Raw genomic sequence first — 19,652 nt, 5'->3', positions numbered from 1 at the left:
AGGGTGCGGACGGCACCGAAAAAGAGTCCCCCGGACGGGATATCAACTCAGAGATCGGCCCGCGTCCGGTTGTCCGGTCACGCGGCCGCGATGGTCTCGGGGCACCCGACGAGCAGACCTCGTCCGCCTCGGCCCGTCCGGTCGCCGTGCAGCCGCAGGTACGTGTCGGGGACGTCACCGAATGACCAGAGCGCCCCGGGGGCATGGAAGTGCACGCTGCGGTTCTTCCTTGGCTCCGGCTCCGGCTCCGGCTCCTACGGCACCACTGCGGTCGGCCAGTTCTTCCACGGGACTCGCCGTGAGAGTGCCAGCATGGCGCTCACATGACGTCTTGCGGTTCCAGGAGGTGCCACTGTATGCCAGACAGTGCTCGGCAGTCCTGTCCCCCCATGCGCCCCATGGTGGAGGAGACGTACGGTCCCGCTGATCTGAGCGCGAAGGCGATCTTCGCCGGGGGGTTCATCAACTTCGGCTACTGGCGTGCTGTCGACCTCGACGCCCCGCTCGGCGAGGCGGATCGGATCCGCAGTCAGGAGGATCTCTACCGGCGTGTCCTGGACCTCGCCGGCCCCTTGGAGGAGGTGAAGGTCCTGGAAGTGGGCTGTGGGCTGGGGATGGGCTGTGCACTGGCCCTGCGCGAGTATGCACCGGCCGCCGTCACCGGCATGGACATCCACCCACAGCAGCTGCAGCGGGCGCGCAGTGCGCACGCCGACTTACTGATGCGGGAGCAGGGACGGCTGCGGTTCGCACAGGGGGCCGCGGAACGGATGCCCTTCCCGGACGGGGAGTTCGACGCGGTCGTCAGTGTGGAGGCCGCACAGCATTTCCCGGATCTTGCCGCTTTCGCCGCCGAGACGGCACGGGTGTTGCGCCCCGGTGGCCGGGTGGCTGTGGCGAGCTTCTTCACGGTGGACGATGCGCCGGGACGGCCCGGGCAGCTGGCGGGGCTGCTGGATACCTACGCGAACGGCCTGGACATCGCACGACCGGTGACAGCGATCACGGAGGCGTTCACCACGGCCGGGCTGACGAAGGTACGCGCCGAGCCGATCGGGCGGCACGTCTGGCCCGGGTGGGACCTCTGGCTGAGCCGACAGTGGGCCGTAGGGACCTGGCCCCGGAGCTTCTTGCGGGCCTACGAACAGCGGATCCTCGACTACTACCTGATCGTCGCGAGCTGACCGGCGACCCAGTCGGGCAGGTCCCGCTGCGGCACCAACATCGATATCGGCCGGCGTTCACGGCCCGGTCCCGGCGTCTGAGCCAGACCCCGCCGACGACGGCACGCTGCCGGCGGTGCATCAGCTCACCGAGTGGCAGCTGGACGAGATGACCGTCACCACCGAACTCATCGTCACCTGTGCCGTGATGCCCGGCTGGGACTCGAACCAGGCGATCACCGCCGCCTTCTCGTGGGGCAGCGTCGCCCGCCGTGGACGGGGAACGACTCCCCGCAGGCGCCTCGTCGTGCGTGCGCGGCCCCGCGCCTGCCGGCTCACGCTGCGAGGAGTTCCGCCCACCGTGTGATACCGCCCGCGTGGACCTGCGTTCCGTACTCGGCCGCCAGGGCGGTGACGATGCCGAGCCCGCGGCCGTGCTCGCCCGCGTGGGGCTCGACGACCGGCCGTCCGTCCGCCGTCGCAGGCCCCGCGTCGGTGACCTCGACGCGCAGGGCGTTGCTCCCGTCGACGACCAGTGACAGCCGCAGCACCGCCGGCGGCAGGGCGTGGACGACCGCGTTGGTGATCATCTCCGAGATCACGAGGAGCGCGTCCTCGGCGAGGCCCGGGGCCAGGTTCCAGTCGGCCAGGACCGTACGCACCCGCCGGCGTACGACCGAGACGGCCTCGGGGATGTGCGGCAGCGGAAAGACGTGTCCGACCGCCTCCCGCACCGCCGCTTCAAGCTGTGCCGTCATGCTGCCTCCTCCGAGGCCCACTACCGGCTGGATGCCGGGCTTGAGAGGGACGCTATGAGGGACGGTGGAGGCGGTCAATGAACGGCGGTCGGCATTACCGAACGCTAGCCTGCGGAGGGCCGTCCCTTCTGGCAGATGCCGACCGCGGGACTACGATTGCCTCATGGCCGGCCCGGTCCAGTCGATCGAACGGGCGGCAGCAATCCTGCGTCTGCTCGCCAGCGGGCCCCGTCGGCTCGGGCTGGGTGAGGTGGCCGCGTCGCTCGGACTGGCGAAGGGCACCACGCACGGCATTCTGCGCACCTTGCAGAACATCGACTTCGTCGAGCAGGACCCCACGACCGGAAAGTACCAGCTCGGGGCCGCGCTGCTGCACTTGGGCACCAGCTACCTCGACGTGAACGAGCTGCGGTCCCGCTCCATCAACTGGGCCGACGCCCTGGCTGCCCGTAGCGGGGAGGCGGTCCGCCTGGGCGCTCCCCTGGAGGGCAAGGTGCTCATCGTCCACCACGTCTTCCGCCCCGACGACACCCTCCAGACCCTCGACGTGGGCACGCTGCTGCCCCTGCACGCCTCCTCGCTCGGCAAGGTGCTGCTGGCCTTCGGCGGTGTGCCGCTGGAGCCGGCCGTGGAGGCCGGACTGGAGGCGTACACCCGGCACACCCTGGTCACCCCGGAGCGGCTCACCCGGGCGCTCACTGAGGTCCGGGAGCTCGGGTGGGCTGCCGAAGTGCAAGAGATGATCACGGACGAGGCCGGCATCGCCGCGCCGATCCGGGGCCACGGCGGCCTCGTGGTGGGCGCCATCGGCGTCTCCGGCACGGTCGAGCGGATCTGCGACTCCAAAGGGGTCCCGCAGCCGGACCTGGTCACCCAGGTTCGCCACGCCGCCCGTGCGATCTCCAGAGATCTGGGGGCCGCCCGCTGGTGAGCCCGCGCCCTCGTGCACCGCAACGGAAGGCTGATCATGGTTGAGCGGTATGTGATGTCCATCGACCAGGGCACCACCTCCACCCGATGCATCCTGTTCGACCACCAGGGGCGGCTGGTGTCGGTCGCCCAGCGGGAGCACCAGCAGCACTTCCCTCAGCCCGGGTGGGTTGAGCACGACGCCGTCGAGATCTGGCAGACCCTGCAGCGCGTGGTGCCGCAGGCGCTCTCCGACGCCGATGTCGGCCCCGACGAGGTCGCCGCCGTCGGGATCGCCAACCAGCGTGAGACAACCGTGCTGTGGGACCGGCGTACGGGCACCCCGCTGGGCAGGGCGATCGTCTGGCAGGACACCCGCACGGCTCCGCTGGTCGAGGAGCTCAGACGCCAGCCCGGGGACGAGTTCTTCCTCCAGCGCTGTTGCCTGCCCCCTTCCACGTACTTCTCCGCGCCCCGGATCCGTTGGCTGTTCGACCACGTCGACGGGCTGCGGCAGCGCGCCGAGGACGGCGAGGTGCTGTTCGGCACGATGGAGAGCTGGCTGATCTGGAACCTCACCGGCGGGCGAGCCGGCGGCCTGCACATCACCGACGTCACCAACGCCAGCCGCACCATGCTCATGAACATCAGCACCCTCGACTGGGACGAGGAGCTGCTGGAGTTCTTCGGGGTCCCCCGCCCGATGCTCCCGGAGATCCACTCCTCGGCCGAGACCTACGGAGCCGCCCGTTCCGTCCTCCCCGGTGTCCGTATCACCGCGGCACTCGGTGACCAGCAGGCGGCGCTGTTCGGACAGACCTGCTTCGCCCGCGGCGAGGCGAAGTGCACCTACGGAACCGGCAGCTTCCTGCTGCTCAACACCGGCACCGACCTCGTACGGTCCCGGCACGGACTGCTCACCACCGTCGCCTACAAGATCGAGGACCAGCCCGCGGTCTACGCACTCGAAGGCCCGATCGCCGTCACCGGCGCACTGGTCCAGTGGTTCCGTGACCGGCTGGGGCTGATCAGTACCGCCCCCGAGATCGAGACCCTTGCGCGCACCGTCGAGGACAACGGTGGCTGTTACATCGTCCCGGCGTTCTCCGGCCTGTACGCGCCGCACTGGCGCAGCGACGCCCGCGGCGTCATCGTCGGCCTCACCTCGTACATCACCAAGGGGCACCTGGCCCGCGCCGTGCTGGAGGCCACCGGCTGGCAGACCCGGGAGGTGGTCGACGCCATGAACGCCGACTCCTCGCTCGCCCTGAAGGTGCTCAAGGTGGACGGCGGCATGACGTCCGACAACCTGCTCATGCAGTTCCTGGCCGACGTGCTCGACGTGCCCGTGGTGCGCCCCATGGCCGTCGAGACGGTCTCGCTGGGCGCCGCCTACGCAGCGGGACTCGCCGCCGGCTACTGGCCCGACCTGGAGGTCCTGCGCCGCAACTGGCACCGGGCCGCCCAGTGGCTGCCGGACATGGACCCCCGGCGGCGCCAGTCGGAGTACGAGAACTGGAAGCGGGCAGTCGAGCGCTCGCTCAGCTGGATCGCGCAGCCGAACCCGCCCTGACGGCCCGCCTCCCGAGGCTCGGCGGGCAGGCTGAGGTTCTGCCAGTGGAACCCGAAGCGGCGCGGCACGGCATCGTTGCAGGTCAGACGGCAGTTCGAGGCCAGCAAGTCAGCACAAAGCGGGAAGCGGCCCGGACCGTTTCGTGCTTGCGGCTCAGACCGTGGTGTCGAGCCGGGCGGTGAGCTGCGCGTACAGCTCGGTGACGGCGGCGTCGGCCGCGGGCGAGAGGGGGAACATGTTCAGGAAGCCGTGGATCAGCCCGTCGTAGTTGCGGACGAAGACCTCCACTTCGGCGTTCCGGAGAGCCTGGGCGTAGGCGAGGCCCTCGTCGCGCAGCGGGTCGTACTGGGCGGTGGCGATGATCGCGGGTGCCAGTCCTGCCAGGCTCTGGGCGCGCAGCGGGGAGACCTGGGCGGTCCTGCGGAGCGCGGGGTCGTCTCCGGCATAGAGGTGCTGGAGGTCGGCGATGTTCTCGGTGGTGAGCAGGTAGCCGGTGGCGTTCTCGGTGCGGGACGGGTAGTTGCCGTCGAAGTCGGTTGCGGGATAGGCGAGTAGTTGGGCGGCGAGGGGGCGGTTCTCGTCGCGGAAGGTCTGGGCGATGACGGCGGCGAGGTTGGCGCCCGCGCTGTCGCCGGCGACGGCGAGTCGGTCGCGCTGGGCGCCGTACTGCTCGATGTGGTCGGCGACGTGGCGGGTGGCGGCCAGGCAGTCCTCGTAGGGGGCGGGGAAGGGGTGCTCGGGAGCCCGGCGGTAGTGGACGGCGACGACGACGGCGCCTGCGTCGCGGCACAGGCGGCGGGTGACGAGGTCGTGGGTGTCCAGGTCTCCGGTGATCCAGCCGCCGCCGTGGAAGAAGACCACCGTCGGGGCGGGCCCCCCGGCAGCGGGCCGGTAGATCCGCACGGGGACGTCCCCGGCGGGACCGGGCACCGCGGTGTCCTGCACGGAGCCGACGTCTGTCGGATGGGTCAGGCCCGTCGTAGCCGACAGCTGCCGCTGCGCCTCACGCAGCACCTGGGGGTCGGTTGTCCGGATGGGCGTCGAGGTGACGGCGTTGGCCTGGTCGAGGACGGCAGCGATAGCGGGGTCGAGAGGCATGGGTGGCGCCTTTCTGCAGGATTGCTGAGTTCTTGCACAACGACCGCGAACGGTCGCTGCGACTGCGCTGTCTCCCCCACCGCTATCGGCTTGGTGACGAGGAGGCACTGTGCCGCGACATGACAGACCGGCTCAGCCGGTGTGGCGGTGGTGCCGGATCGGGTGGAAGTGGAAGAGGGGGTCAGGGGCGCAGGATCAGCCGGATCGGCTCGCCTTCTTTGGTGTGCAGGCGGTGGACGGCCTTGGCGGCGTCGGCGAGTGGCAGCACGTCGGAGACGGAGCGTGAGAAGTCCAGCCGGCCGCCTTCCATCAGGGCGACCAGCTGCGGGACGGCGTCCACGGCGGAGCCGTAGTGGCCGAGGATCTGATGCTGGAGATAGCTGAAGAGGGCGCCGTCGTTGACGGTCAGCGGTGTGTCGGTCAGCCCGACCAGGACCAGGCGTCCCTTGGGCGCGAGGACGGTCAGGGCCTGCTCGCGGACGGCGGCGGCACCGGCGAAGTCGAAGGCGACCTCCAGCGCCCGGTTTCCGGTGGCCGCCAGGACCTGCTCGCGCAGCTGGGGGTCGGCCGGGTCCAGGGCCATGTCGGCGCCGAATTCCACGGCGCGTCGACGGGCGGCCGGGAGGGGGTCGACGGCGATGATCGGGCAGGCGCCGACGACGCGCAGCAGCTGTACGGCGTGGGCCCCGAGCCCGCCTATGCCCCACACGCCCACGGCTTGCGCCGGGCGGACCCCGGCGGTCGTGGTGATGGCTCCCCAGGGGGTGGAGACGGCGTCGGGGATGATCGCCGCCTGTTCGAAGGGGATCGCGTCGGGCAGGTTGAACAGTGTGTCCACACCGGCCAGCGCGTACTCGGCCCAGCCGCCGTCGTAGTCGACCCCGCGCGTCAGAACGAGGCCGTCGCGGATGTCCCCCGCCTGCAGCACGACCCGCTGCCCAGCCGCCCAGCCGGTCACGTCCCGGCCAAGCTCGGCGATGGTGCCGGCGACCTCGTGCCCGAGAGTGACGGCTTCCTGCTGCAGGTATGTGGGCGTGAGGGTGCCGTCGATCAGGTGGACGTCTGACAGGCACACCCCCGCGGCTTCGACCTTGACCAGGACCTGCCGGGGTCCGGGGACGGGTCTGGGCACCTCCTCGATCGTCAGGGTGCGCGAGGGGAGGTGCAGCCGCGCGGCGCGCATGAGCTCCATGGTGGGGTCTCTCGTTCCGGTCGGTGACCTACGAGTTATCGCAAGTCGTCTTGCGTTACACCGTACGTCCGCCCATCCCCTATCGCAAGAAGACTTGCGATAGGGTGTTGTGTCATGACGGGTGAGAAGGAGGCGCCGCCGCTCAGGCGCCGTGGAGAACGCATGCGCCAGGCCGTCCTGGCCGCCACCGTCGACCTGCTGACCTCGCAGGGCCTGGCCGCGACCACCGTCGGCGCCGTCGCGCGCGCGGCCGGCGTCCACGAGACCTCCGTCTACCGGCGCTGGAAGACCCGCGAGAACCTCATCTTCGACGCGCTGGCCACCCACTCCGACCACGCCCTCCCGACACCCGACACCGGTGACGTGCACGAGGACCTCACCGCACTGTTCACCGCTCTGGCGCGATACCTCGCGACACCGGCCGGCACCGCGCTGCTCCACCTCGGCACCGTGCGCGGTGACGACGATCTGGAAGACGGGCGGCGCTCCTACTGGAGCACCCGCCTCGAGCGCGCCGAAGCCCTCGTCCGCCGCGGCATCGACAGAGGGGAACTGGCCGCCGATGCCGACCCCCACCTGGTGGTCGAGGCCATCACAGGCCCCCTGCTGGCGCGGGTACTGCTCACCGGCGAGCCACTGGAAGAGCCCCTGGTCCCCCGCCTGGTCGACCTGGTCCTGGAGGGCGCGCGCGGACCTCGCGATCAAGGTCGGCGCTAGGTATCGCCTTGTCGATCATGAGGTGAGCCGGATGAGGGCGCTGGTCAGGGTGATGGACGTGCATGCCGACGGGATCCGTCACCCTCGATGACGCCGATCGCGGGCTTGTGCACCCCAAGGTGTCCTGGAGGGGTGCGAGCGCACGGTCGATGAGCCCGAAGCGGATACCCGGCCTTGCGGTCGGGCGTCGGGCCAGGTGAGGGTGGCGGCGATCACCGCACGCACCGCGCGCTGGCGGGTGAGTACGCCGCGCAGCAGGAACTCGAGTTCGCGGTCGAACTGTCAAGACTTGTGGGTGAGAGGTGGTTGGCACCTGGCAGGCGAAGGGGCTTGAGTCTCCAGTAAGGGGAGACGCGAAGGTGGGGACATGGACGGCGACACGCTCTACTCGATCGGCGAACTCGCTCGGCGGACCGGTCTCACGGTCAAGACCATTCGGTTCTACTCCGATCGCGGGATCGTGACGCCGACGAACCGCAGCCCGGCCGGCTACCGCCTTTACGACATCGATGCCGTCGCACGCCTGGACCTCGTGCGGACCCTGCGCGAGCTGGGACTGGACCTTCCCACGATCCGCAAGGTCGTGGACCGGGAGCTCTCGCTTCCCGAGGTCGCCGCGGCGCACGCCGAAGCACTGGCAGTACAGATCCGCGTCCTGCGCCTGCGGCGCGCGGTACTGACGGCGGTGGCCGTGCGCGGGTCCACCCCTGAGGAGACGAAACTCATGCACCAACTGGCCCAGCTCTCCGAGGACGAACGCCGACGTCTGATCGGCGATTTCCTCGACGCCGTCTTCGGCGGTCTCGGCGCCGCCCCCGCCTTCACGGGGGTCATGCGCTCGATGACCCCCGAGCTGCCCGACAACCCGGAGGCGGAGCAAGTGCAGGCGTGGGTGGAGTTGGCGGAACTGTCCCTGGACTCGGATTTCCGTGCCGCCGTGCGGCGGATGGCCGAGGACCAGGCAGCTGAGATGGCCCCGAGCGACATGATGGGACCGCGCCGCGACATTGCCGCGGCCGTCCGTGACCAGGTCGGCCCGGCCCTCACCGCCGGCATCGACCCGGCCTCGCCCGAGGCCGATCCGATCGTCGCGGCGTTCACGGCGCACTACGCGCACCTCCTTGGCCGCCCCGACGGCATCGAGCTCCGCCGCCGACTGGCGACTCGACTGGAGAGCGTGAACGACCCCTGCCGGGAGCGGTACTTCCAGCTGCTCGCAGTGATCAATGGCTGGCCGGCCCCGGAGAGTCTGGCGCCGGTGCTCGACTGGTCCGTCCGGGCCCTGCGTATCCGGACACAGCGATGACGGGGCGGCCGCAAGGCGGCAGGAGCCGGACCCAGTTGGCGTCGGGTGAGAACGCCGCCGCATTGGCCGAGGTGTTCCGGGATCCCGGATTGCGCCGCCGGACGAGCCATGTCGTGGAGAACGACGCTGACGGGGCCCGGAGGTCTCCGTCGACTCCACGGTGTGCCGGCCCGACCAGCACGCGGCCGGGTAAGGCACAAGGGGCTCACGATCCGGGCCGGCCGGGCACGGATTGCCTGGCGGCCGAGCCGGACGACCCTGCGCTTGGCCGCTCGCGCGGCGGCCTGACCGCCGAACTCCACCTGACTGCGGGCGCCTTCCGGCACGTCCTGGCCGTCGTGGTCACCGGCGGCCGGCGCGGGGGTGCCCCGCAATGCACCAAGCTCATGGATCGGGTCCGGGTGGCAAGGAGCGGCGGCGGCGCCCGCGCACCCGTCCGGCCCGTGTGATCGCCGACCGCGCGTACTCGTCCCGCAAGATCCGTGCCTACCTGCGCCGTCGGCAGCTCCCGCACACCATTCTGGAGAAGCGCGACCCGGCTGGTCACCTGGCTTCGTCGGGGCTCGGCGGGCGGCCGCCCGGCTTCGACCGCGACCGGTACAAGAACACGGATCCGGGTCGCGGTCGCGGTCACGGTCACGGCATGGTCGCCCAGAGGCCGCAGTGGTGCCGGGCAGCCGGGTTGGTCGGCTCAATGCGGTCCGGGACCAGGGACAGCACCGCCGCTCTCGTCCAACGGGACGCCGTTCTCGGCCCGTTGGGGTTGCCGGTGCGGGCGAATCGCGTCCAGTAGTCGATCATCGTGTGGGCGAGTCGCTGCTGCGCGGAGGTCATGTCTCGCGGTCTGCCTCCGAGGTCGAACAAGTACGGGAGCTCGGCGGTGTGGGTCGCGCCGAGCGGGAACGGCGGTGGGGTCGGAGTGGGCCGGGGCGCGTCGCGGTCGGCGAACTCGTAGCGCCAGGTGGGCGTTTGGCTCGCGAGGAGCGCTCCGGTGCGCAGGGTTGGGCACGCGAAGTTCGCATCGCCGATGACCGCGCCGAAGACCGGGCCGCCGTTCGGTGTGGCGGTCACCGGATAGGTGCGCACGACATCGGTGGCGCGGTGGGAGTCGGGTATGAAGTTCCGGGCGACCCTGGGCCAGGTGGCGGGGGTGACGGCGGTCCCGGCACGGATGATGCCGGCGGACCAGACGGTGCCCTCGTCGTGATTGTTCCCGATGAGAACCGGTACGTGTCGTATCCGGCCCTCGTCGACGGCGGCCGCGGGGTCCTGGGGCAGCAATGGCGTTCCGTAGGCGGGCTGTTGGTCCACGGGCTGCGCGGCGAGCAGCCGGGAGACCTCGACCCGGCGCAGGCAGCGCAGGACGTGCCGGGCCTTGGCGCAGCCAACCTTCGTGGCGAGCCTGGCGCTGGTGGCCTCCACGGTGGAGCGCGGGGCCGCCGACGGTGCGAAGGGACGCTCCGGGGACCCTGTGCAGGGCCCGCTCTCGATGATCGCCCGGTGAAAGAGGCCCACCGCCGACGGCGAGGCCAGCTGGGCGCAGACGCTGAACGCCCCGGCGGACTGACCCGCGAGCGTGACGTTCCCCGCGTCCCCGCCGAACGCCCCGATGTTGGACCGCACCCAGCGCAGGGCCGCCTGCTGGTCGGCGAGCCCGAAGGTGCCCGATCCCGCGAGGCCGGGGCGGGCGAGGAACCCCAGTGCGCCGAGCCGGTAGTTGACGGTGACCACGACGACGTCGCCCCGGGTGGCCATGCGGTGCGCGTCGTAGGAGTTTCCGGTGCCGGTGGTGAAGCCGCCGCCGTGCAGCCAGACCACTACTGGCTTGGGGTGTGCAGACGGGGACGTGGCCGGGGTGGTGACGTTGAGGTACAGGCAGTCCTCGTCCGTGCTGCCGCCGCGTACTTCACCGGGTGCCTGCGGGCAGGGGCTCGCGGGCTTCGTCGCGTCGCGCACCCCGCGCCAGTGCCGGGCCGGGTGGGGTGCGGCCCAGCGCAGGGCATGGACGGGAGGCGCCGCGTAGGGGATGCCGCTGAAGGTGCGATAGCCGTGGTGTGCGCTCCCCAGAAGCGCCCCTTGCTCGGTCCGCGCCATGGGGGCGGGCGCATGCGCCGAAGCCCGTACGGGGAGGGAAGCGAGCATCACAGCCACCAGGCCACAGGCCGTCAGCATGGTCGCGAGTTTCCGCATCTCAGCTGCCGCCCATCCCGCCCTGCGCCGCGATCATGGTCATACGAATGGTGCGGACCGTCTTCTCCAGGCCGGGCCCGGCCTCGCCCAGGCGGGCGGTCAGTGCCTCGATGCGGTCCTTGTGGTCGCGTCGGTCCTTGCGGGAGACCACGGACCGGGCGCTGCCCGCCGCCGCCAGCACGACGAGTGCGGCATCGGCGGCGTCGACCTGAGCGACCGGGCCGGACGCGTGGAGGACGCCGGAGAGGCGGTCCTGAAGTGCGGTGACGGCGGCCGGGTCCGTGACAGTGACGCGCCTCTTGCCGCCGGGTCCGAGGGACGCCTTCTCCTCGACCGTGAGGACGCCGAGCATCGCGAGATGGTCCTCGACGGCTTCGAGGGTCTCCTTGCGGTCGTGGCGCACCCACGCCTTCCAGGAGCGCCGGTGGGTGGCGACGTCGTCCAGTGTCCGGTCGAGGACGGGGTCACCGGTGGGCCCTGGCGCGGTCACCACGGCGTCCCCGTCGGCGTCGGCGAGATGACCGCCCAGTGCCAGTTCGGTCAGCAGCGCGGCCCGGATGAGGAAGGCACTGCGCGTGCGGTCGTACAGAGCCTGCGCGGCCGTGTCGTAGCAGGTCAGGTAGGTTCGATGGTGCAGGAGTCCGGTCATGGAAACGACGCTACGGCGTGCACGTCCGCGGTTGATCCACCGACCGTATGGACTTCTTCCTGGGCCCGGAGGATGAGTGGGGGCGCCGCTCAGCCCTGAGTATGAGTGCCGCCTGAGAACTCAGACATGCCGCGGCCTGACGAGCCCGTGGTCGTAGGCGGCGACCGCCGCCTGCACCCGGTCGCGCAGCTGCAGCTTCCGCAGGACCGCCGAGACATGGCTCTTCACCGTGGCCTCCGACAGCACCAGCTGCCGGGCGATCTCCGCGTTCGAGAGGGCCTGTCCGATGAGGGTGAGGACTTCGAGCTCGCGCTCCGAGAGCTCGGCCAGGGCGGCCGGTGCGGGCGCGGCGACCGGCTGTGCCGTACGAACGAAACGGTCCAGCATCCGGCGCGTCACGCTCGGCGCAAGGAGGGCGTCACCGCGGGCCGTGACGCGGATGGCCTCGGCGAGCTCTGCCGGCCGGATGTCCTTGAGGAGAAAACCGCTGGCTCCGGCACGCAAGGCGGCCAGGACGTGTTCGTCGAGATCGAAGGTGGTCAGGACCAGGACCCGGCTGGCGCTTCCGGAGGCGACGATCTGCCGGGTCGCCTCGATCCCGTCCAGGACGGGCATGCGGACGTCCATCAGCACCACGTCGGGCTTCAGTTCCCCCACGAGGCGCACCGCCTGCTGCCCGTCGTCCGCCTCGCCCACGACCTCGAGGTCGTCCCTGGCATCGATGATCATGCGGAAACCGCCCCGCACCAGCGTCTGGTCGTCGGCCACCACCACGCGGATCGTCACGCGCCGAAGCCTATCGGGAGCACCGCCTCCACCTCGAAACCGCCGGTGGCGCCCGGGCCCGCCTCCAGGGTCCCCCCGAGGAGTGCCGCACGCTCGCGCATGCCCAGGAGGCCGCGGCCGCTGCCTGGCCAGCGCCGCGGTCTGGCGCCCGCCCGGCCGTTGTCGGTCACCACGATGCGTACGCACTGGGCGTCGTACGACACGGAGACCCGCACTTCGGTGGCGTCGACGGAGTGCCGCAGGGTGTTGGTGAGCGCCTCCTGGACGATGCGGTAGCCCGCCAGGTCGATGGCGGCCGCCGGGTCAGCGGTGCGACCGTGGACGGCGAGTTCTACGGTGATTCCGGCGGCGCGCACCGGCCCGGCGAGTTCTTCCAGCTGGTCGAGGCCGCACCGTGCCCGTCGTCCGTCGTCGCCGGGTTCCGGCTGGACGGAGTTGAGCAGCAGCCGGAGCTCGCCGAGGGCGGAGCGGCCCGCGTCGTCGATGGCACGCAACGCCTGCCGGGCCTGTTCGGGGTTGACGTCGAAGACGTCCTCGGCCGCGCCCGCCTGGATGACCATCACGGACACGGTGTGGGCGACCACGTCGTGCACTTCGCGGCCGATGCGGGCGCGTTCCTCGGCGACCGCCCTGCTGGTCTCCGCGATCAGCCGGGCGCGCTGGGCACGCCGCCACTGCCCGCTGGTCCAGGCGAGGGTGACCGCGAGGACGTACGCGAGAAGGCCGAAGGCGCCTCCTCCTACGAGCGCGAGCGGCGCCAGGGCGAGCGCCCCGAGCAGCCACCATCGGGTGACCCGGGCGGGGCGCAGCGCCGAGAGCACGCACAGCGCGAACTGCGCGGCGAGCAGCGCTCCTGTGAGGCTCACCTTCGGCAGGAGCGCCCAGGTGCCGACGCCGAGCGCCAGGGTGAGGCCGAGCACCGTGGTGGGACGGCGCACGACCCACCACAGGGCGGCCACCTGGGCCGCGAGAAGCAGCAGGGCGCTCACCAGTCGCCAGAGAGAATCCTCTTCGAGGCCGACCACCACTACGGAGGGGCCGATCACCCCCAGCACGAGAAGGACACCGCTCACCCGCAGCCCGCGCACCGCCCTGGCCGAGGGGAGGAACTCGCGATCATCCGGCGCTGCTGGCTCTCGGGACACGTGCGCACCTTAGCCGCAGGAGCCTCCGCGCTGCGGCCCTGGCTCACCGACACCTTTACGCCGGCGATCGCCGCTGAGGCCCCGTCTGCCGGGGCCCTGGGGAGAGTCGCGGTCGTGCGATGTGTTCACGGGATTCCGTGGAGGGCGCTGCGGGCGGTTTCGGGGTGGGTGTGGGCGCGTCCGCTCCCAGGCGCCGTCGGTGGCTCCCCTGTGCAGCCCTTGTAGACGCCCCGCCGGTTGCCGTACTTCTCCGGCAGGCGGACCCACCGCGATCTCGTCTGGAACTGTCCGGTCCGGGGGGAACTGCTCGATCCGCGCCCACTGCGCATCCATCAGCGGCACACCAGACCCAACGAACGAGGCGGCCCAACGAACGAGACGAGCCGGCCGTCATGCCTAGTCCCACCAGAACGACCAGGAAGTCCGCCCCACGAGGTCCCTCGCGTACTCGGGGAACGGCATGGGCGGGTCATCGACGATGTTGTCCGCGGTCGACAGCACGTGCTCCAAAGCGAGCAGGTTCACGGACTCTGCTCCAACGGGAGGTCTCGCGACCGATACGTGCAGCTCGCTGCCGAACGCCGCCACGACCTGGGCGCCGAAGCGGTCCTCCCAGCTCCGCAGGAGGGCACACAGCAGAGACAGCGGTGCCTCCGCGGACCAGCCGATCAACGCCAGAGCATCGCTGCCGCGATGGGCGGGGACGAGAACGAGGCGACACTCGTCCAGGCCGAACCGTCCCGTCTCGATGAGCCCGGCCAGCAGGCTTGAGGCAGCCTCCTGGGGTGTGGGGCCGTCAGAGGTGCGGGGCATCTCCGGTGCCAGGCCCGGCCACTGTTCGAAGGGCGGCCCGGGGTCGTGTGGCCACGGCTCGATTTCCTCAGGTACCGGGGCCGGCGTCGGGTCCGTCCAGAACGGCAGCCTCCTGCGGCGGTACTCGGCGAAGTCCGTGGCCAGCACCTCCTCCAGGCGGACGGCGTCGACGCGGTCCAGGCTGAGCGGGCTTCCCATGGCATCGGGCCGGCACAGGAGCGGAACCAGGCCGTGTGCTCTGTGCTCGCTCAGCAGGCGGGGCCATAGCCGTCCGACGTCTTGAGGAAATGCGTCAGAGACCCACACGCGTACGGGACCACGAGACAGGAACCGGCCGGGAGGCAGACCATCGGGCAGGGCAGACGACATGGTCGCACCGTAGACCGTGGCACCGACAGCGCAGCCACCAGCAGCACCACCACCCCGCTCGGCAACGCAATCACCCACTACGGGCGGATCGTTCATGCGTCTACGCGACAGCTTCCTGACCTTCGACGAGGGACGTCAGGCCGTCGAGGAGTGCCTTGAGGCCGAATTCGAAGAGCGCGTCGAGACGCAGGTCGTAGCCCTCCTCGAAGGCTCCGACCACCTTGGTGAAGGCGGGGAAGCGGCCGGATTCCACCAGTTCTTGGAGGGCGGGGGCGCGGCTGTCCATCCACTGGTCCTCCGACTGGCCCGTGGCGGCTTCGGCGTGCGCTTCCATCTCCAGGTGCATCGCCAGGCCCTGCACATGGCTGTAGAGCAGGACGTGGATGTCGAACAGCGTCGTGGGGTCGAGGCCGTGGCCGTCGAGGGCGCCCAGCACCCACTCGCCGTGGACGATCAGATTGGGTACGAGCAACGGGCGCGTCAGGGAGCCGAGCTGGGCCAGCCACGGGTGCTTCCGGTACAGGCTCCACAGGGTCCGGGCGCCCAGCTCGATGCGGGTACGCCAATTCTCAGGTGCGTCCGCGGGGTAGGACTCCTCGCCGAACGCGGCGTCGGCCATGTGCAGGACGAGGTCTTCCTTGCTCGGGACGTACCGGTAGGTCGACATCGCCGCGACGCCGAGGCGGGCCGCAACGCCGCGCATGGAGAGCGCCGAGAGCCCTTCCGCGTCGGCGATCTCGATGGCGGTACGGACGATCCGGTCGAGGCTCAGCTCCTGCTCGGGGTCCGGGGCGGGCGACGGGCGCCTGCGGGGCGGCGCGGCGGGGACGGCTCCGGCGACGACCGTACCGACCCGGGGCCGGGCCTCGACAAGTCCCTCCAGACGCAGGGTGGTCAGAGCCTTGGTGGCGGTGGCGAGCGCGACGCCCCATTCCGCGGCGATCTGGCGGGTCGAGGGAACCCGGTCCCCGGGGGCGAGTTCACCGTCCGCGATACGCCGCCGGATCACGGCGACGATGCGCAGATAGGGCGGATCACCGGCTGTTCCTGTGGTCTTCGTCACGACGTGCCGCCTTCCTGTCCTGTACTAGTGCAGAGGGTAGCAGCGGCAACGCCGAATGGAGCGCCTCTGCCCTAGTACACGTCGCACATTTGGCCAGTTGAGGCGGCTGAGCGTACGACGTACGTTCAGGGCGCGTACACCGTACTGAGCACTGGAGGAGCTTCTCATGCGCACCGTACTCATCTCCGGCGGCGGAATTGCCGGGCCCGTCCTCGCCTACTGGCTGCGCCACCACGGCTTCGCGCCCACCGTCGTCGAACGCGCTCCAGGCCAACGCCCCGGCGGCCAGGCCGTGGACGTCCGGGGCGTCGCGCTCGAAGTCGTGGAGCGGATGGGCCTGCTGGAGCAGGCAAGCCGCGTACGGACCCGGATGCGCGGTATGTCGATCCTCGCCCCCGACGGCCACGAGGTCGACCGCTCCACCGAGGCGACTTTCAGCAGTGGACGGCTCGACAGCGAAGACATCGAGGTGCTGCGCGAGGACCTGGTACGGATGGTGTACGAGCACACGCGCGCAGGCGTCGAGTACCTCTTCGGCAACAGCATCACCGCGCTCGACGAGGACGAGACCGGCGTGCGTGTCGACTTCGCGCACGGGCCGTCCCGCGTCTTCGACCTCGTGGTCGGGGCCGACGGCCTCCACTCCACCGTGCGGCGCCTGGCCTTCGGTCCGGAGGGCCGTTTCTCCCACCACCTGGGCAGCTACCTCTCGGTATTCAGCGCGGACAACTTCCTCGCCCTGGACGACTGGCAGATGTGGCTGCGGGACGGCGACACGGGGTTCGGCATCATGCCCGTACGCGACAACACCGAACTCAGGATCGCCTTCGGCTTCGAGTCCGCCCCCCTCGCCCATGAACTCCGCGACGCCGACACTCTGCAGCAGCTCGTCGTGGACAAGCTCGCGTCGATGCGGTGGGAAGGGACCCGCCTGGCCGAGGCTGCCCGGAAGGCACCCGACTTCTACTGCGACGCCATGGCCCAGATCCGCATGGACCAGTGGTCGCGGGGCCGGGTGACCCTGCTCGGAGACGCCGGCTACTGCCCTTCCCCTCTCTCGGGGCAGGGCACCAGCCTGGCCCTCGTAGGCGCCCATGTGCTGGCCGACTGCCTTGCCCAGGACAACGGCGACCACCGCACCGCGTATGCCCGCTACGAGCAGCGGATGCGCCCCTTCGTCACCCTCAACCAGGCCCTGGCCACAGAGAATCCCGGCGGACCCGCCTCGGAGGAATCCGTCACACACGCCAAGAACGCACTCTCACTGGACAGTTGATCTCCCGCCCGGAACGCACATCGAAGCAGGCAGGAACAGCACAGGACAGCAAAGAACCGCTCCCACGCTCGGCACCTGCCGTCGCCGTGGGCCGGCAGACTGGTGAGCTCGGCGATCGGCCCCGGGGAGGACTTGAGGTAGCAGCGGACGCTCTCCGGCCTCTTGTGCCTGGACTTCACCAACACGCAACGCCGCCCCGGGGCAGACGGGGAAACGTTCTATCGTCAGAACCGTTGAGTGTCCGCGCTGGTGCCAAGGTGGTCGAGTCGCGGCGAAAGGAGCGCATCGGTTGTCTGGCCGCCCTGGCCGCCCTGCCCGAGCAGCTCGACCCGCGCCACCGGCAGGCACTCGCCGCACCGCTGCCCGCACTCCTGGAAATGGCCCTCGCCGCCCCACCACCCACCAGGCCGACGGCACCGCTTCCCCCTACCCGGCCAGAAGGAACCACGCCATGACCACCCCACAGGCCTTCCCCCTGGAGCCCACGAGCGCGTCCGGCGTTCAAGACCGGCCCGCAAACGGATTGGTTCCACCACGTCAACGCCCACGAGCACGGTGGCCACTTCATCCCCTGGGAGAACCCCGAGGCCTGGGTGAGCGTCCTGCGCCGCGCCTTCCACGGCCGCAGGCCCTGAGCGACCCTGCGGGCTCTATCAGCCTCACCACCAGCGCCGTGCTTGCTCCTGCTCACCGTTCTGGCGGCCAAGGCCCTCCCGTCCGCCGGTGCCCGCCGGCCCGATACCTGCAGAACGCGTCCAGGCAGTGTCTGAGGGGAGAGGGGGTGACGCGTCGGTCAGTGGCGCGGTGGATTCCTGCGCGGCCTGATGATGGCGTTCGGCAGAGCGGGGGCGGGAAGGCGGTCTCCCGGACACCCTTCGACGGCGCCGAAGCGATCGGAGGCGTTCTGCCAGTCCTCCCGCGCCCGCACCATGTCGTCGTGACTGCGGCCGACGAAGTTCCACCACACATCACAGGTTTCACGGTTTCGTGCAGGTCAGGGTAGGCGCAAGCGTCAGTCCGTCGTCTCCGGACCGGTCCTCTCCGGTATCGCGCCCGTGTGGGTGGACCCGCCCTGGGATGCCGACCTGCACTTGGCTCACCCGCCGTCGGCCGGCGACTTCGAAACGGCCCGTACTGGACTACCTGCGGTCCGGCGTCGCTGCGGGCATGAACCTCCCTGACGCCATTGATACCGAGCTGCGGACGATCAGGGTGTCCGTGAGCACAGACGGACGCGTCGGCCACGATCGGTGAGCGGTCAGCACATCAGGCATACCTGCGGTGGCGCAACGCCAACCCCCGACACCCCGATGTGCCGGCAGCCCAACGCCGCGAACGCGCCAAGGTCCACAGTGAACGCCGGCAACGCCGGGCCGGTCACGAAGCCGAGCGACGTGACCGATCCCGTCGGACGCCTGTGGTCAATGCGCCAGTCACCGGGCCTGGGCCAGTACTTCGATGAGACGTGTACGGAAGACGTCCAGCGCGGCGATCTTCTCCTCCACGTCGGTGAGCCTTCGAGCGATGACCTGTGCGCTCGCGGGACAGACGGGACCATCGGTGATGTCTTGATCGAGGCAGGGAAGCAAGGCACGGACGTCATGGGCGGTGAGGCCGATCGAGAGCAACAGCTTGATGTTGCCCACCTGGCCCACTGCCGTCGCGTCATACTCCCGATACCCGTTCGGCGCTCGCCGAGGATGGAGCAGGCCCTGCTGTTCGTAATACCGCAGTGCCCGAATGGTGGTGCCGGCCTCGTTCGCCAGCTCTCCGATCAGCATCGTTGCATCTTCACCCAGCCGCGCTCAGTCCCCCGTCGACACGGATGATCGTACCGGTGAGGTAACCGGCTCCGGGGCGCGTCACGTTCACGATCCACCAGGCGATCTCCTCGGGCTGAGCGATACGCCCGAGGGGGATTCGGGCCCGAAGCTCCTTGCCCGCCGCGGCGATCTGCTCGTCCGAGAACCCGGCTCGACTCAGCACCGGTGTCGCCGTTATCCCCGGGGCCACCGACAGAACGCGAATGCCGCGCTGCGCGAGCTCGACTGCCCAGGTGTGGGTCAGGAAGTCCAGAGCCACCTTCGTGGATCCGTAGATCGAGTTGTCCGGCCAGCCGTAGTGGGGCGGGTTGGATGTGATGTTGACGATGGTGCCACCGGCCCCCAGGTGCGGCAGCGCGTGCTGGGTGAGGAACACCGGGGCGAGAAGGTTCGTGGCGAGCTGTTCCTCGGCGACCTTCCGCTCGATCGCACCGAGCGGAGCAGGACGAGTGATCGCGGCGTTGTTGACCAGGACATCGATGCGGCCGAACGCTTCCACCGCAGCGGCGACGATCTCGGCGGGGGCATGGGGCTCGGCCACGTCAGCCACGAACGTCCGGATACGCGGATGTTCTCCGGCCGTCTGCGCCAGGCGTTCGCCAGTCCGGCCGACGATGAGAACCTCGGCGCCCTCTGCAGCGAACTGTTGGGCAGCCGCACGACCGATCCCGCTGCCCCCTCCGGTGATCAGCACTGTCCGGCCGTGAAGGATGTGTGTCTCTTCCATGCGCGAGACGCTAAGCCTTGCCCCTGGCGTCAAGGTCAAGGACGGAAGACGACCTCGGGCATCCACCCCGGCGAACGATCGTGGTCAACGCACCA

At 70.4% G+C, this 19,652-nt stretch carries 20 protein-coding genes and 2 pseudogenes; 9 read left to right on the top strand and 13 right to left on the bottom strand.

What is annotated here, in order from left to right; genetic code table 11:
• Positions 1-77: 77 nt before the first annotated feature.
• A complete protein-coding gene (locus ADL29_RS43405) occupies positions 78-215 on the bottom strand; it encodes a hypothetical protein (protein WP_157878451.1) in 138 nt (45 codons plus the stop codon).
• 174 nt (positions 216-389) lie between these two features.
• Between ADL29_RS43405 and ADL29_RS11060 the strand changes: the two genes are divergently transcribed.
• Complete coding sequence (locus ADL29_RS11060; RefSeq protein ID WP_078970895.1) at positions 390-1,184, top strand: class I SAM-dependent methyltransferase; 795 nt, start codon at positions 390-392, stop codon at positions 1,182-1,184.
• Positions 1,185-1,299: 115 nt separating this feature from the next.
• Positions 1,300-1,530, top strand: coding sequence for a hypothetical protein (locus ADL29_RS11055; RefSeq protein ID WP_053923491.1), 231 nt, complete (start codon positions 1,300-1,302; stop codon positions 1,528-1,530).
• Here the strand turns inward: ADL29_RS11055 and ADL29_RS11050 are convergent.
• On the bottom strand, positions 1,499-1,921 hold the full coding sequence (locus tag ADL29_RS11050) for an ATP-binding protein (RefSeq protein WP_053923490.1): 423 nt from the start codon (positions 1,919-1,921) through the stop codon (positions 1,499-1,501). The genes ADL29_RS11055 and ADL29_RS11050 overlap by 32 nt on opposite strands.
• Before the next feature lie 163 nt (positions 1,922-2,084).
• Here ADL29_RS11050 and ADL29_RS11045 point away from each other — a divergent pair, with 163 nt between their 5' ends.
• On the top strand, positions 2,085-2,852 hold the full coding sequence (locus tag ADL29_RS11045; protein ID WP_053923489.1) for an IclR family transcriptional regulator: 768 nt from the start codon (positions 2,085-2,087) through the stop codon (positions 2,850-2,852).
• 36 nt (positions 2,853-2,888) lie between these two features.
• Complete coding sequence (glpK, locus tag ADL29_RS11040; RefSeq protein ID WP_053923511.1) at positions 2,889-4,403, top strand: glycerol kinase GlpK; 1,515 nt, start codon at positions 2,889-2,891, stop codon at positions 4,401-4,403.
• 153 nt (positions 4,404-4,556) lie between these two features.
• Here glpK and ADL29_RS11035 read toward each other — a convergent pair whose 3' ends face one another.
• Together ADL29_RS11035 and ADL29_RS11030 are read right to left on the bottom strand one after the other, a co-directional pair.
• Entirely contained in the window at positions 4,557-5,501 is a 945-nt protein-coding gene (locus tag ADL29_RS11035; protein WP_053923488.1) for an alpha/beta hydrolase, read from the bottom strand.
• A gap of 181 nt (positions 5,502-5,682) precedes the next feature.
• Complete coding sequence (locus ADL29_RS11030) at positions 5,683-6,693, bottom strand: zinc-binding dehydrogenase (protein WP_053923487.1); 1,011 nt, start codon at positions 6,691-6,693, stop codon at positions 5,683-5,685.
• 114 nt (positions 6,694-6,807) lie between these two features.
• On the opposite strand from ADL29_RS11030, the gene ADL29_RS11025 reads away from it, so the two are divergent.
• Both ADL29_RS11025 and ADL29_RS11020 read left to right on the top strand, forming a co-directional pair.
• Positions 6,808-7,410 (top strand): TetR/AcrR family transcriptional regulator, encoded by a 603-nt coding sequence (locus ADL29_RS11025; protein WP_107094940.1) that lies wholly within the window; start codon positions 6,808-6,810, stop codon positions 7,408-7,410.
• 367 nt (positions 7,411-7,777) lie between these two features.
• On the top strand, positions 7,778-8,716 hold the full coding sequence (locus ADL29_RS11020; protein WP_053923485.1) for a MerR family transcriptional regulator: 939 nt from the start codon (positions 7,778-7,780) through the stop codon (positions 8,714-8,716).
• A gap of 636 nt (positions 8,717-9,352) precedes the next feature.
• Here the strand turns inward: ADL29_RS11020 and ADL29_RS11015 are convergent.
• The 6 genes from ADL29_RS11015 to ADL29_RS10990 form a co-directional block, all read right to left on the bottom strand.
• Positions 9,353-10,888: a carboxylesterase/lipase family protein gene (locus ADL29_RS11015; protein ID WP_211274284.1), complete on the bottom strand. Its 1,536-nt coding sequence runs from the start codon at positions 10,886-10,888 to the stop codon at positions 9,353-9,355.
• Between the two features lie 19 nt (positions 10,889-10,907).
• Positions 10,908-11,555 carry a GOLPH3/VPS74 family protein gene (locus ADL29_RS11010; protein WP_053923483.1) on the bottom strand — a complete coding sequence of 216 codons (648 nt, stop codon included), beginning with the start codon at positions 11,553-11,555 and terminating at the stop codon, positions 10,908-10,910.
• 120 nt (positions 11,556-11,675) lie between these two features.
• On the bottom strand, positions 11,676-12,341 hold the full coding sequence (locus ADL29_RS11005) for a response regulator (protein WP_053923482.1): 666 nt from the start codon (positions 12,339-12,341) through the stop codon (positions 11,676-11,678).
• Positions 12,338-13,486 (bottom strand): sensor histidine kinase, encoded by a 1,149-nt coding sequence (locus ADL29_RS11000; RefSeq protein WP_245689317.1) that lies wholly within the window; start codon positions 13,484-13,486, stop codon positions 12,338-12,340. The genes ADL29_RS11005 and ADL29_RS11000 overlap by 4 nt, the downstream gene beginning before the upstream one ends.
• Before the next feature lie 396 nt (positions 13,487-13,882).
• Positions 13,883-14,497 (bottom strand): DUF4253 domain-containing protein, encoded by a 615-nt coding sequence (locus ADL29_RS10995; protein ID WP_078970894.1) that lies wholly within the window; start codon positions 14,495-14,497, stop codon positions 13,883-13,885.
• 271 nt (positions 14,498-14,768) lie between these two features.
• The gene (locus tag ADL29_RS10990) at positions 14,769-15,731 is read right to left on the bottom strand and encodes a TetR/AcrR family transcriptional regulator C-terminal domain-containing protein (RefSeq protein ID WP_053923481.1); all 963 of its coding nucleotides are present in this window, start codon (positions 15,729-15,731) and stop codon (positions 14,769-14,771) included.
• A gap of 166 nt (positions 15,732-15,897) precedes the next feature.
• Between ADL29_RS10990 and ADL29_RS10985 the strand changes: the two genes are divergently transcribed.
• The 3 genes and pseudogenes from ADL29_RS10985 to ADL29_RS46235 form a co-directional block, all read left to right on the top strand.
• Positions 15,898-17,007, top strand: coding sequence for an FAD-dependent monooxygenase (locus ADL29_RS10985; RefSeq protein WP_053923480.1), 1,110 nt, complete (start codon positions 15,898-15,900; stop codon positions 17,005-17,007).
• A 233-nt stretch (positions 17,008-17,240) separates the two neighbouring features.
• Positions 17,241-17,462 carry a hypothetical protein gene (locus tag ADL29_RS43400; RefSeq protein ID WP_157878450.1) on the top strand — a complete coding sequence of 74 codons (222 nt, stop codon included), beginning with the start codon at positions 17,241-17,243 and terminating at the stop codon, positions 17,460-17,462.
• Positions 17,452-17,642 (top strand): annotated as a pseudogene (locus ADL29_RS46235) (epoxide hydrolase); the annotation flags it as partial. The gene ADL29_RS43400 and the pseudogene ADL29_RS46235, both read left to right, overlap by 11 nt.
• A gap of 158 nt (positions 17,643-17,800) precedes the next feature.
• Here ADL29_RS46235 and ADL29_RS45070 read toward each other — a convergent pair.
• The 3 genes and pseudogenes from ADL29_RS45070 to ADL29_RS10975 all read right to left on the bottom strand — a co-directional run.
• Positions 17,801-17,974, bottom strand: a pseudogene (locus ADL29_RS45070) (pirin family protein); the annotation flags it as partial.
• A gap of 466 nt (positions 17,975-18,440) precedes the next feature.
• Positions 18,441-18,788 (bottom strand): MerR family transcriptional regulator, encoded by a 348-nt coding sequence (locus ADL29_RS10980; protein WP_053923479.1) that lies wholly within the window; start codon positions 18,786-18,788, stop codon positions 18,441-18,443.
• A 10-nt stretch (positions 18,789-18,798) separates the two neighbouring features.
• Positions 18,799-19,524: an SDR family NAD(P)-dependent oxidoreductase gene (locus ADL29_RS10975; RefSeq protein WP_053923478.1), complete on the bottom strand. Its 726-nt coding sequence runs from the start codon at positions 19,522-19,524 to the stop codon at positions 18,799-18,801.
• Positions 19,525-19,652: the final 128 nt, after the last annotated feature.

The sequence above is a fragment of the Streptomyces chattanoogensis genome, from assembly GCF_001294335.1.
Taxonomy (GTDB): Bacteria; Actinomycetota; Actinomycetes; order Streptomycetales; family Streptomycetaceae; genus Streptomyces; species Streptomyces chattanoogensis.
This window is presented reverse-complemented; position numbering and strand designations above follow the sequence as displayed.